The organism is Streptomyces sp. NPDC048349 (assembly GCF_040651925.1).
GTDB lineage: Bacteria > Actinomycetota > Actinomycetes > Streptomycetales > Streptomycetaceae > Streptomyces.
In genome coordinates this window covers 43,011-55,605 of record NZ_JBEZLA010000054.1, presented here as the reverse complement: position 1 = coordinate 55,605, position 12,595 = coordinate 43,011, and the positions used below count along the sequence as shown (strand labels likewise).

The following is a 12,595-nucleotide window of genomic DNA, read 5'->3' as shown; positions in this document are numbered from 1 at the left end:
GACAGGGCGGCCCGACCCGGAAGGACTATGGGACTGGCGGGAAACCCCCAAACCCTCCCTGATCGGCAGTGTGCGGAATCAGGCCCCCCGAAGCCCCCGCCCGGCCGCTCAGTCTGCCTCCGCCGCCCCGCCCACTCCCGACGCCACTCCCGACGCCACTCCCGCCACCACTCCCCCCGCCTCACGCCCCCGCCTTGACCCCCTCCAGGAAGGGCTCCAAGGCCGCGCGGAGGGCGGCCGGCTGGTCGTAGTGGACGTAGTGGCCCGCGTCGGGGATTTCCGCGTACTGGCCCGCCGGGAGGACGCGGACCATCTCCTGGGCTTCGGCGCGGCCCAGTTCGCCGTCCAGACCGCGGACGACCAGGGTGGGGCAGCGGACCTGGGCCAGTTCCTCCCAGTGGGCGTCGTGCACCCAGGTCTCACGGGCCGTCAGCATCTGGCGGCGGGAGAAGAGCGGGCGCCAGCCGTCCGGGGCCTCGTGCATGACCTCGGCGAAGAACGCGCCGCGGCCCGGGTCGGGGCGCTCCACGCGGGGATCGTCCTCGCCGAACCAGCGGCGGGCGGCGTCCTGGGTGGGGAAGGGCAGCGGCCAGCGGTGGAACCAGTCCGCCCACTCCTGCTGCGAGGCTTCGCCGAGGGCCGAGGCGCGCATGTCGCAGATGACCACGGCTTCGACCAGGTCGGGGCGGCGGGCGGCGAGCTGCCAGGCGGTGAGGGCGCCCATCGAGTGGCCGATGAGGGTCACGGGCGCGAGGCCGAGCTGCTCGACGACGGCCTCCGCGTCGGCCACGAACGCCTCGCGCGTGTAAGGCCCGTGGGGCGGGCGGTCGCTCTGGCCGTGGCCGCGCTGGTCGACGGCGATGACACGACGGTGCTCGCCGAGCCAGCGGGCGGTGCCGGACCAGTGGAAGGCGCGGCCCATGAGCCCGTGGAGTAAGAGCACGGCGGGGCGGGGGTCCGGGGAGGCCGGGCGGGCTGCGGGCGCGGGGTCCGCTTCGCGGAACTCCCAGGCGGCGAGGCGCACGCCATCGGCCCCTGTCACATCGATGCGCTGTACCACCGCAGATGCACCCCCTTCGCTCCCGGCCAGACTATCGAACCCGCATTCGAAAACGGGCGTCTCGCCGACAACACCGCTCTTTCGAGTGACCTTGCTCAAGGATTGATCGCCGCTGCCGATGGAGATCCTTTCAACAGGGAGGCGGGCCGCTCGGGGAAGACGGTCCGAAGGGGACGACCTTGAGAGCTCGGGGCTCCAGGTCACCAGGGGAGGACCGGTCCTGGCGCCGCAAGGCGCCGGGACCGCCCACTTCCACCCGGCCATCGTCCACACCACGAGCGTCTGCACCCGAACGTCTACACCACTCACCGACCAGGACTACCTCACCTGTCGCCCGGACGGTCGGCAATCCTGCCGGGATTCACGCCCAGGCGTCAGCGCTTCGCCACGAACACGTGCGAGGCGACCTCGGAGTCCAGCTCGGCGGCCTCGCCGCCGCTGCCGACGAGCACACCGCCCGGGGACTCGGTCACGCTGACCACCGAGCCGGGCTGCACGCCCGCCCGCCGCAGCGTGTACATCAGCTGCGCGTCCGTCTGGATCGGCTCCCCGATCCGGCGCACGACCACGGTCTTGCCGTCGACGCCCGGGTCCAGCTCGGTGAGGCTCACCATGCCGTCCTCCAGGAACGGGTCCGCCTCCGCCTTCTCCCCCAATTCCTCCAGGCCCGGGATCGGGTTCCCGTACGGCGACTCGGTCGGGTGGCGCAGCAGTTCCAGCACGCGCCGCTCCACCGCCTCGCTCATCACGTGCTCCCAACGGCAGGCCTCGGCGTGCACCTGCTCCCACTCCAGGCCGATGACGTCGACGAGCAGACACTCCGCGAGCCGGTGCTTGCGCATCACGCGCGTCGCCAGCCGCCGCCCCTCCTCCGTCAGCTCCAGGTGCCGGTCGCTGGCGACGGCCACCAGGCCGTCCCGCTCCATGCGCGCCACCGTCTGGCTCACCGTGGGGCCGCTCTGGTCGAGCCGCTCGGCGATACGGGCGCGCATGGGGACCACACCTTCCTCTTCCAGCTCAAGGATGGTGCGGAGATACATCTCCGTGGTGTCGATCAGTCCGGACATTCGTGCCCCTCGGATTGCGTGCGCTGGCCCTGCCCCCAATTCTGACGCATCAGGCGGACAACCGTCCCGTACCGAGCGTCAAGCCCTCTCCCGGACATCTCCCCGGCAGCGCGGCGGAGATCTTCCCCGGGATTGACGTCCGTATTGACACGCCCTTGGTCCAGACCGCACGGTGAGCGGCGGACACGGACCCACCCCGCCACCCCAACCCGACCCCGGAAGGCCATCGGCGTATGAGCGAGAGCAAGCTGGCCGGTCAGTTCTTCGACGCCGCCATCGGCCTGTTGGAGCGGGTGCGGGACGAGGAGGCCGCGCGGATCGCCGAGGCCGGCTCCCTGGTCGCCGAGGCCGTCGCCGCCGGGAACCGGCTCTTCGCCTTCGGCGCCGGGCACTCCTCGCTGCCCGCCCAGGACGTGGTCTACCGGGCCGGGGGGCTGGCCCTGATGAACTTCCTCGCCGTCCCGGGGACGAGCGGCATCGATGTCATGCCCGCGACGCTGGGCAGCGCGCTGGAGCGGGTCGACGGCCTCGCCGGCGCCGTCCTGGACAGCAGCCCGGCCTCCGACGGCGACGTCCTCGTGATCATCTCCCTTTCGGGGCGCAACGCCCTGCCGGTCGAGATGGCCATGAACGCCCGCGCCCTCGGCCTCAAGGTGATCGGCGTGACCTCGGTGGCGTACGCGACCGGAACCAAGTCGCGGCACGTCTCCGGGACCTTCCTGAAGGACCACTGCGACGTCGTCCTCGACAGCAAGATCGCCGTCGGCGACGCCGAGCTGAGCCTCGACGGCATCGAGGCGCCCTTCGCCCCCGCCTCCACCGTCGTGACCTGCGCGATCATGCAGGCGGTCATGGCGGCGGCGGCCGGCGCGCTCGCCGACCGCGGGATCGAGCCCCCGCTGCTGCGCTCCGGCAACGTCGACGGCGGCCACGAGTGGAACGGCCGCGTGATGCAGGAGTACGGCGACCGGATCTTCTTCCGCCACTAGCCTTCGGCGGCCGGCGATCGGCCTTCGGCGGTCGGCGGTCGGCGGTCGGCAGCGGTACGGGCCGGGGCCCGGGCCCCGGCCCGCGGCCCCGCTGCGTGGGACTCCGGCCCCGAGCCTGCGCCTCAACCGGCGGCGGGGCCGGGGCCAGTCCGCGCCGCCAGGTCCAGGTCGGCTGCGATCCGGCCCGCGACCTCCTCCGCGTACGCCGCGTCCGGCCCCTCGAAGGCGGCCCGCGACGGTCCGCGTACGAACGTCAGGGCCCCCAGGGTCCGCCCACGGCTGCGCAGCACCGTGCACAGCACGTGCGCCGCGCCCTCGGGCCAGTGGCGGGCCCGCGCCCACTCCGGGTCGGCAGCCCCGCGCGGAGCACTCGTCCGGACCGAGCCGATCCGGTCCAGCGCCTGCAGCGCCGGGTGCCCGGCCTCGTACCGCACGGGGATCGCGCCGGGGCCCGGCAGCGCGGGCGGCGAGACGGCGGAGCGTACGAGCCGGCGCCGCTCGGGACCGGCCGAGGGGTCCAGTACGTCCAGCAGGGCGTGCTCGGCGAAGCCCGCGAGGGCGAAGTCCAGGCGTACGGCCGCCGCTTCCGCCGGGTCCTCGCACTCGGCGGCGGCCCGGCCCGCCCGGTGCAGCTGGTGGGAGCGGAACCGCAGCTGCGCCGTGTCCAGCTGGGCTTGCCGGGCCTCGGTGACGTCCTGGAACAGCCAGCCGACCCCGAGCGGCACCGGCTCCTCCGCGAGCGGCGAGGCCAGCCGCAGGAATCCGCACCGCAGGCAGCGCCGCCGGGCCCCTTCCGGCGTCCGTACGGACACCCACAGCTCCACCGGGGCCGGCGGCGCCCCCTCCGCGAGCACGTGCTGGAGGGCGCCTTCCAGCTCCTCGACGCCCTGGACGAGCAGTTCCCCGAGCGGTCGGCCCAGCAGTGCGGTGCGCCCGGCCCCGAGGGCCCGGGCGGCGTGCGCGTTGACCACGGCGGGCCGCAGGTCGACGTCGACGAGGACGACGCCCCATGCGGCGTCCTCCATCAGGGCCTCGCTCAGCGCGATGGACCGCTCCAGGTCTATCTGCGCGTGCACCTCGCTGAAGGCGCAGTACACCCCGGCCGGTTTCCCGTCGGCGCCCGGCACCCCGGCGGACTGGGTGCGGACGAGGACGCGCCCGCCGTCCTTGGTCAGCAGGGCGAACTCGTGCACCTGGCGGCCCGGCACGTCCTGGGCGGCCATGAGCCTGTCGTGCACGTCCTGGGCGTCGGCGGCCCGTACCGCCCACCCCTCGAAGCCCTTGCGTCCCACGGCCTCGGTGGCGGACCAGCCCAGGATCCGCTCGGCCTCGCGGTTCCAGTGGGTGATCACGCCGTCGGCGTCGAACGCGCACAGGGCGGCGTCCATCCCGTCCAGCAGCGCTGCGAGCAGATCGTCGTCGGTGGTCTCGTCACGTCCGGAAGCAGTCACCTGGCACCCCCAGCAGGTGTTCGCGTGTGCGGCACGTCAGATCATTGAACTGGAACGTGACGCAGCCCACACCCCGTTCCCCCGAATACCCCGGAATGATCCGGTTCGAGCGGGGCGGGAGCCCGCGGGCGCGACGGGACGGCGGCGCGATCAGGCCCCGGCGAAGAGGATCACCAGGAACACGATCAGGCCGAGGAAGACCAGCCCGGAGAACCAGGCCAGCGCCAGGAACGCCCGGCTCTCCCGGCGGTCGCGCCGCTCGATCCGGCGCTGCGCCTGCGCGCTGGGCTCCCAGTCCTCGCCCCTCAGCTCGGTCCAGGCGGCCCGGATCGCGGCGATCTCGCGGTCGACGGCGACGTGCAGGTCGTCGACGTACATGAGCTGCACGCGCCGGCCGGCGGTGTCGTAGACGTAGGCGATGACCTTGGGCGCGTTCGCGGCCATGTGCGCGCTCGGGTTCGGCACGGCCCGGATGTCCTGGACGTCCTCCCAGGCCACCCGCCGGGTGCGGACCATGGTGCGGACCCGGACGCCCTTGAGGTCCACGGAGGTCGCGCACCTGCGGGCGGCCATGACCAGCCATCCGAAGAAGGCCAGCAGCAGGCCGGTGACCAGCAGTTTCACCCACCCGACGATGCTTTCGTCGGTCCAGACGGGCATGAGGGCCGCGAGCGACCCGAGGCCGACGGCGCCGATCAGGACGGCTGTCCGGCCGGGCTTGATCCGGTACTCGCGCGGCAGTGCCCGTGCTCCCATGCTGTGCCCCCCTCGGGTCGCGGGCGCCCAGTGTAGGGAGCAACCCCCCTGTTCCAGAAGGGGAGTTGACGGACGGGGCGGGGCGCTCGCGAAGGTGCGGAAAATATCTGGTTGTGCCCTGCCGGACAGGCTCCTAGGCTCGTCCGTACACGAGAAGGGAGGTGGTTCCCGAAATGTACGGAAACCGGACGCGTGAGGTGGCTGCGGGCTAAAGCGCCCGTCGTCGCACGCACCCAGTGCGGTGCCCGGCGGGAACGCCAGGCGCCAATCCCAAGCAGTCACCCGACCCGCGGGCTCGCCGGTACGTCCGGCCGGCTCCTCTCACTGCAGGAGAGGAACCCGAGCCCGCGGGTCGTCTGCACGTCCGCCCGTCCGCATGCCGCGCGCGTCCACGTGTCCGCATGCCTGCGCGTCCACGTGTCCGCATGCCTGCGCGTCCACGTATCCGCATGCCTGCGCGTCTGCGTGCCCCGGCCCCGCGGAAGCGGTACCGCGCGGTGCCGCTACGGGCAGAGGCGCTCGACGCGCCACGTCTGCGCCTCGCGCACGTACCGCAGGCGGTCGTGGAGGCGGTTCTCGTGGCCCTGCCAGAACTCCATCTCCTGCGGGACGACCCGGTAGCCACCCCACTCCGGCGGCACCGGGACCTGCTCGCCCTCCGGGTAGCGCCGCTCCAGCTCCGCGTAGCGCCGGTCCAGCTCGGCGCGCGAGGCGATCACCCGCGACTGGTCGCTGGCCCAGGCACCCAGCTGCGAGCCGTGCGGGCGGGCCCGGAAGTACGCCGCCGTCTCGTCGCGGCCCACCCGGGTGGCCGTCCCGGTGACGATGACCTGGCGGGCGATGGGGTGCCACGGGAACAGCAGGGCGATGTGCGGGTTCTCGGCCAGTTCACGGCCCTTGCGCGAGCCGTAATTGGTGTAGAAGACGAACCCCCGCGCGTCGAACTGCTTCAGCAGCACCGTCCGGGAACTCGGACGGCCGTCGGCGGTGGCGGTCGAGACGATCATCGCGTTGGGCTCGAAGACGTGCGCGACGGCGGCCTGCTGGAACCATCGCGCGAACTGGTCCATGGGATCGTCGGCGAGGCTCTCCTCGGGGACGATCTCGGAGCGGTACTGCTTGCGCATGAGGGAGGGATCAAGGTCCTGATGGGTCACGCCCGTCATCCTGCCGCAGTGCGACTGCCACGGGTGTGCCGTATGTCACGCTTCCGCAGTCCATCGGGAACGGACAAAATCTTGGGGCCGGTCCGAGGGTCCCCGCACGGATGACCATCGGCCGCGCCGGGCATCAACGGGGATGACCGCGCCGGACCGCGAATCACGCCGGGAGCCGCGCGTGTTCGCACTATCTGAGGAGCCGCCTGATGTCCGACTTCGTACCCGGGCTCGAAGGGGTCGTCGCGTTCGAGACGGAGATCGCCGAACCGGATAAGGAAGGCGGTGCGCTCCGCTACCGCGGGGTCGACATCGAGGATCTCGTGGGCCACGTGTCCTTCGGGAACGTATGGGGCCTGCTGGTCGACGGGGCGTTCAACCCCGGCCTGCCCGCCGCCGAGCCCTTCCCCATCCCGGTCCACTCCGGTGACATCCGCGTCGACGTGCAGTCCGCGCTCGCCATGCTCGCGCCCGTGTGGGGCCTCAAACCGCTCCTGGACATCGACGAGCGGACCGCGCGCGACGATCTGGCGCGCGCGGCCGTCATGGCGCTGTCGTACGTCGCCCAGTCCGCCCGGGGCCAGGGCCTGCCCATGGTCCCGCAGCGGGAGATCGACAAGGCCGAGTCCGTCGTCGAGCGGTTCATGATCCGCTGGCGGGGCGAGCCGGACCCCAAGCACGTCAAGGCCGTCGACGCGTACTGGACCTCGGCCGCCGAGCACGGCATGAACGCCTCCACCTTCACCGCGCGCGTCATCGCCTCCACCGGCGCGGACGTGGCGGCGGCCCTCTCGGGGGCCGTCGGCGCGATGTCCGGGCCGCTGCACGGCGGGGCGCCCTCCCGGGTGCTCGGCATGATCGAGGAGATCGAGCGCACCGGCGACGCCGTGGCGTACGTGAAGAAGGCCTTGGACAAGGGCGAGCGGCTGATGGGCTTCGGGCACCGCGTCTACCGCGCCGAGGACCCGCGTGCGCGCGTGCTGCGGCGCACGGCCAAGGAGCTGGACGCGCCGCGCTACGAGGTGGCCGCCGCGCTGGAGAAGGCGGCGCTGGAGGAGTTGCACGCACGCCGCCCCGACCGGGTGCTGGCGACCAACGTGGAGTTCTGGGCCGCGATCATGCTGGACTTCGCGGAGGTCCCGGCGCACATGTTCACCTCCATGTTCAGCTGCGCCCGTACCGCCGGCTGGTCGGCGCACATCCTGGAGCAGAAGCGCACGGGCCGCCTGGTGCGTCCCTCGGCCCGCTACATCGGCCCCGGCCGGCGTGACCCGCGGGACATCGAGGGCTACGCCGACATCGCCGCCACGGCCTGATCCGCGGCCCACGGCCTGATCCGCGGCCCGGGCCCGGGCCGCGGCCCGGGCCCGGGCACAGGGCGCCGCATTCCCGCGGGGATTGCGGCGCCCTTCGCGTCCCCGCGCTCAGCCCAGGGTGGCGTCCAGGATGCGGGCCCACTGGGCGACGACGCGCTCGCGGCGGGCCGTGTCGTCGGTGAGGACGTTCGCCAGGCCGAGACCGCGCGCCATGTCGAGCAGGCCCTGCACGGTCTCCCGTACGCCCGGCACGGACTCGTCCGCGCCCAGCAGTTCCACGGCGATGCGGTGGGTCTCCCGGCCGACGCGGGCCTCCAGTTCGGTGACCCGGGGCCGCAGCTGCTCCTCGTTGGAGGCGGCCACCCACAGCTGGAGCGCGGCCCGGAACAGCACGCCCGTGTAGAGGTCCACGAGCGCCTCGACCACGGCGGGGCGGGCGGCCGGTCCGGCGTGGAACAGCTCGCGCAGGGCGGTGGAGCGCTCCTCGGCGACGTACTCGACGGCGGCGGTGAACAGGTCCTCGCGGGTGCGGAAGTGGTGCTGGGCCGCGCCGCGGGAGACGCCGGCCCGTTCGGCGACGACGGCGACGGTGGAGCCCGCCCAGCCGTGTTCGGCCAGGCAGGAGACGGCTGCCTCGAGGAGGTGGCGGCGGGTGACGCGGCTGCGGGCCTGCTTGGGGCCGGCTGCGGGGGCCGGGGCGGCCGCCGGGGTGGCCGCCGGGGTGGTGGTCCCCGGGCCGGTTACAGCGACCACGACGGGTCCCGGCGTTCGAAGCGGGCCGTGATGCCCTCGCGGGCCTCGGCGGAGGCGAAGAGCACGGCGGACAGCTCGGTCAGGCGGTGGCCGTCGCGCTGCAGGGCCTCGCGCACGGCGGCCGCGGTCAGCGCCTTGGTGGCGGCCAGGCCCTGCGGGGAGGCCTTGCGCAGGCCGGCGAGGACCGGCTCGAGGGCCCGGTCCACGTCGTCCGCGTGCAGGGTCAGCAGGCCGATGCGGGTGGCTTCGGCGGCGTCGAAGGCCTCGGCGGTGAGGAAGTAGCGGGTGGCCGCGCGCGGGTCGAGGCGCGGCAGCAGCGGCATGGAGATCACCGCGGGGGCCAGGCCCAGGTGGGTCTCGGTGAACGCGTACGAGGACTGCGGCCCGGCGGCGGTGATGTCGCAGGCGCCGAGCAGGCCGAGGCCGCCGGCCCGGACGTGGCCGGTGACGCGGGCCAGGACCGGCTTGGGCAGTTCGGCGATCTCGCGGAGCAGGGCCAGGAAGTCGGCCGGGTCGCAGGGGGACTTGAGGTCGGCTCCGGCGCAGAAGGTCGTACCGGTGTGGGTGAGGAGGACGGCGCGGGCCGCGGGGTCCGCCGCGGCGTCGGCGAGCGCGGCGCGGAGTTCGCCGACGAGGTCGGCGGAGAGGGCGTTGCGGTTGGCCGGGGAGTCGAGGGTGAGGGTGGTGATGCCGGCCGCTCGCGCGGCGTGGACGGGTGGCATGTCTCCTCCGGAGGGGGTGGCGGGTGGGGCGGTGTCCCCTCGGGGGGAGCGTATGCGGTCCCCGGCCCGGGGGCTGCGTGCGGTGTCCCCTCGGGGGGAGCGTATGCGGTCCCCGGCCCGGGGGCTGCGCGGGGGCCGGGGCCGGGGTGGGGTGTCGTCCGGTTCGACGGGCGGGGTCCGGGGCGGAGCCCCGGGGACGGTGGAAGGGTGGGGCGGGGAGCAGCTCCGCGCAGCGGGACCCGTCCTAGTACGACTTGGGCAGGCCCAGGGTTTGGTGGGAGATGAAGTTGAGGATCATCTCGCGGCTGACCGGGGCGATGCGGGCCACGCGGGAGGCGGTGATGAGGGAGGCCAGGCCGTATTCGCGGGTGAGGCCGTTGCCGCCGAGGGTGTGGACGGACTGGTCCACCGCGCGGACGCAGGCCTCGCCGGCGGCGTACTTCGCCATGTTCGCGGCCTCGCCCGCGCCCATGTCGTCGCCCGCGTCGTAGAGGTGGGCCGCCTTCTGCATCATCAGGCGGGCCAGTTCCAGCTCGATGTGGGCCGCAGCGAGGGGGTGGGCCAGGGCCTGGTGGGCGCCGATGGGGTCCTTCCACACCTGGCGGGTCCTGGCGTAGTCGAGGGCCGTGGCGAGCGCGTAGCGGCCCATGCCGATGGCGAAGGCGGCGGTCATGATGCGCTCGGGGTTGAGGCCGGCGAAGAGCTGGAGGAGGCCCGCGTCCTCGTCGCCCACCAGGGCGGAGGCGGGCAGGCGTACGTCGTCCAGGACCAGCTCGAACTGCTTCTCGGCTGCCTGGAGTTCCATGTCGATGACCGAGCGGGAGAAGCCGGGTGCGTCGCGCGGGACGATGAACAGGCAGGGCTTGAGGCGGCCGGAGCGGGCGTCTTCGGTGCGGCCGACGATGAGGGTGGCGTCGGCGATGTCCACGCCGGAGATGAAGACCTTGCGGCCGGTGAGGATCCAGTCGTCGCCGTCGCGGCGGGCCGTGGTGGTGATGCGGTGGGAGTTGGATCCGGCGTCGGGTTCGGTGATGCCGAAGGCCATGGTGCGGCTGCCGTCGGCGAGGCCCGGGAGCCAGGCGCGCTTTTGGTCCTCGGTGCCGAAGCGGGAGATGACCGTGCCGCAGATGGCGGGTGAGACGACCATCATCAGGAGGGGGCAGCCCGCGGCGCCGAGTTCCTCGAGGACGATGGACAGTTCGGCGATGCCGCCGCCTCCGCCCCCGTACTCCTCGGGCAGGTTCACGCCGAGGTAGCCGAGCCGGGCGGCGTCGGCCCACAGTTCGTCGGGGTGGCCGCCCTCGCGGGCGACCCGGGCCAGGTAGGTGCGGCCGTACTTCTGGCCGAGCGCGGCGACCGCCGTGCGCAGGGCTTTGTGCTCGGGGGATTCGATGACGGAGCTCATGCGTGCGTCTCCTCTGGGGTTGCGGTCTCCTGGACCACGGCGAGCAGGGCGCCGAACTCGACTTGTCGGCCGGTGGCGGCGTGGAGCGCGGTGAGCGTGCCGGAGGCGGGAGCCAGGATGCGGTGCTCCATCTTCATGGCCTCCAGCCAGAGCAGGGGCTGCCCGGCGGTGACGGTGGCGCCGGGGGCGAGGCCCTCGGCGATGCGGACGACGGTGCCGGGCATGGGGGCGAGGAGGGAGCCCGGTTCGGTGCGGTCCTGGGGGTCCGCGAACCGGGGTACGGGGGTGAGGGTGTGGGCGCCGAGGGCCGAATCGACGTGGACGTCGGGGCTGTCCGCATGTCGCTTGACGTGGAACGGGCGCCGGATCCCGTCCACTTCGAGCGTGACGAGGGTGGGAGTGGCCGACAGGACGCGGATCCCGGGGTGACGCACCGGGTGGTAGACCGCCTCGTACTCGGTGCCTGCCGCCGTGTACCGGCGGGTCTGGGGCTGGGAGCGGACGTTGCGCCAGCCGCCGAGGCGGGCGGCCAGGGGGGCGCCCGGCGGCGGGGCCGCTTCGGCGAGGGCCGCGGCCAGGGCGGCCAGGGTGGCGTCCGGGGCGCCTTCGGTGAGGGCCGGGAGGTGGCGCTCGTAGAAGCCGGTGTCGAGCTGTGCTGCGGTGAACTCCGGGTGGCGCAGGGACCGTACGAGGAGCTCGCGGTTGGTGGTGAGCCCGTGGATGCGGGCTCGGGCCAGGGCGTGGGCGAGGACGCGTACGGCGTCGGCGCGGGTCGGGGCGTGGGCGATGACCTTGGCGAGCAGGGGGTCGTAGTGGATGCCGACGACGTCCCCGTCGGTGAAGCCGGTGTCGACGCGGACCTCGCCGGGCACGGCGAGGGTGTGCAGGACGCCGGTCTGGGGGCGCCAGTCCCGGGCCGGGTCCTCGGCGTAGAGGCGGGCCTCGACGGCGTGCCCGGTGGGCGCGGGGGGTGTCAGGGGCAGGGCCGTGCCCTCGGCGATGCGCAGCTGGAGGGCGACGAGGTCGAGGCCGAAGACGGCCTCGGTGACCGGGTGTTCGACCTGGAGGCGGGTGTTCATCTCGAGGAAGTACGGGCGTCCGTCGGCGGTGACGAGGAATTCGACGGTGCCGGCGCCCTGGTAGGAGACGGCGCGGGCGGCGGCGACGGCGGCCTCGTGGAGGCTTGCGCGCAGGCTTTCCGGCAGGCCGGGGGCCGGGGTCTCCTCGATGACCTTCTGGTGGCGGCGCTGGAGGGAGCAGTCGCGGGTGCCCAGCGCCCATACGGTGCCGTGGGTGTCGGCGAGGACCTGCACCTCGACGTGGCGGGCGCGCTCCACGTAGGGCTCGGCGAAGACCTCGCCGTCGCCGAACGCGGAGGCCGCTTCGGCGGCCGCGGCGTCGAGGGCCTCCTTGAGGGCGTCCAGGTCGCGGACCACGCGCATGCCGCGGCCGCCGCCGCCGGCGGCCGCCTTGAGCAGGAGGGGAAGGTCGGCGGCGGTGGCGGTGGCCGGGTCGACGGGTTCGAGGAGGGGGACGCCGGCGGCGCGCATCAGCTCCTTGGCCCGGGTCTTGGAGGCCATCGCCTCGATGGCCTCGGGCGGGGGGCCGATCCAGGTCAGCCCGGCGGCCAGGACCTCGCGGGCGAAGGCGGCGTTCTCGGAGAGGAACCCGTAGCCGGGGTGGACGGCGTCGGCGCCGGCGGCGAGCGCGGCCTTGATGATCAGGTCGCCGCGCAGGTAGGTGTCGGCGGGGGCGGCGCCGGGCAGGCGTACGGCCGCGTCGGCGTCGCGTACGTGCAGGGCGTGCTCGTCGGGGTCGGAGTGGACGGCGACGGTGGCCAGGCCCAGGGCGCGGGCGGTGCGCAGGATGCGGACGGCGATCTCGCCGCGGTTGGCGACGAGCAGGGAGGTGATGGTCAT

Annotated in this window: 11 protein-coding genes; 2 read left to right on the top strand and 9 right to left on the bottom strand. The window is 73.8% G+C overall.

What is annotated here, in order from left to right:
• Positions 1–181: 181 nt before the first annotated feature.
• Positions 182–1,060 (bottom strand): alpha/beta hydrolase, encoded by an 879-nt coding sequence (locus AB0D44_RS26080; protein ID WP_362595237.1) that lies wholly within the window; start codon positions 1,058–1,060, stop codon positions 182–184.
• 374 nt (positions 1,061–1,434) lie between these two features.
• The gene (locus AB0D44_RS26075) at positions 1,435–2,127 is read right to left on the bottom strand and encodes a metal-dependent transcriptional regulator (protein ID WP_362595235.1); all 693 of its coding nucleotides are present in this window, start codon (positions 2,125–2,127) and stop codon (positions 1,435–1,437) included.
• A gap of 233 nt (positions 2,128–2,360) precedes the next feature.
• Between AB0D44_RS26075 and AB0D44_RS26070 the strand changes: the two genes are divergently transcribed.
• Positions 2,361–3,116 (top strand): SIS domain-containing protein, encoded by a 756-nt coding sequence (locus tag AB0D44_RS26070; protein WP_362595233.1) that lies wholly within the window; start codon positions 2,361–2,363, stop codon positions 3,114–3,116.
• Positions 3,117–3,238: 122 nt separating this feature from the next.
• Here AB0D44_RS26070 and AB0D44_RS26065 read toward each other — a convergent pair whose 3' ends face one another.
• The 3 genes from AB0D44_RS26065 to pdxH form a co-directional block, all read right to left on the bottom strand.
• Positions 3,239–4,567, bottom strand: a complete 1,329-nt coding sequence (locus AB0D44_RS26065) for a PAS domain-containing protein (RefSeq protein WP_362595231.1) — start codon at positions 4,565–4,567, stop codon at positions 3,239–3,241.
• Between the two features lie 150 nt (positions 4,568–4,717).
• Complete coding sequence (locus tag AB0D44_RS26060) at positions 4,718–5,323, bottom strand: PH domain-containing protein (RefSeq protein WP_362595229.1); 606 nt, start codon at positions 5,321–5,323, stop codon at positions 4,718–4,720.
• 503 nt (positions 5,324–5,826) lie between these two features.
• Positions 5,827–6,489, bottom strand: coding sequence for a pyridoxamine 5'-phosphate oxidase (pdxH, locus tag AB0D44_RS26055; RefSeq protein WP_362595227.1), 663 nt, complete (start codon positions 6,487–6,489; stop codon positions 5,827–5,829).
• A gap of 200 nt (positions 6,490–6,689) precedes the next feature.
• Here pdxH and AB0D44_RS26050 point away from each other — a divergent pair, with 200 nt between their 5' ends.
• A complete protein-coding gene (locus tag AB0D44_RS26050; RefSeq protein ID WP_362595225.1) occupies positions 6,690–7,796 on the top strand; it encodes a citrate synthase 2 in 1,107 nt (368 codons plus the stop codon).
• A gap of 108 nt (positions 7,797–7,904) precedes the next feature.
• Here the strand turns inward: AB0D44_RS26050 and AB0D44_RS26045 are convergent, their stop codons facing one another.
• From AB0D44_RS26045 to AB0D44_RS26030, 4 genes are all read right to left on the bottom strand, one after another.
• Positions 7,905–8,549 carry a TetR/AcrR family transcriptional regulator gene (locus AB0D44_RS26045; protein WP_362595223.1) on the bottom strand — a complete coding sequence of 215 codons (645 nt, stop codon included), beginning with the start codon at positions 8,547–8,549 and terminating at the stop codon, positions 7,905–7,907.
• Positions 8,537–9,271 carry an enoyl-CoA hydratase family protein gene (locus AB0D44_RS26040; protein WP_362595221.1) on the bottom strand — a complete coding sequence of 245 codons (735 nt, stop codon included), beginning with the start codon at positions 9,269–9,271 and terminating at the stop codon, positions 8,537–8,539. The genes AB0D44_RS26045 and AB0D44_RS26040 overlap by 13 nt, the downstream gene beginning before the upstream one ends.
• 244 nt (positions 9,272–9,515) lie before the next feature.
• Positions 9,516–10,676, bottom strand: a complete 1,161-nt coding sequence (locus AB0D44_RS26035) for an acyl-CoA dehydrogenase family protein (RefSeq protein ID WP_362595219.1) — start codon at positions 10,674–10,676, stop codon at positions 9,516–9,518.
• Entirely contained in the window at positions 10,673–12,595 is a 1,923-nt protein-coding gene (locus AB0D44_RS26030; RefSeq protein WP_362595217.1) for a biotin carboxylase N-terminal domain-containing protein, read from the bottom strand. Before AB0D44_RS26030 ends, AB0D44_RS26035 begins: the two co-directional genes overlap by 4 nt.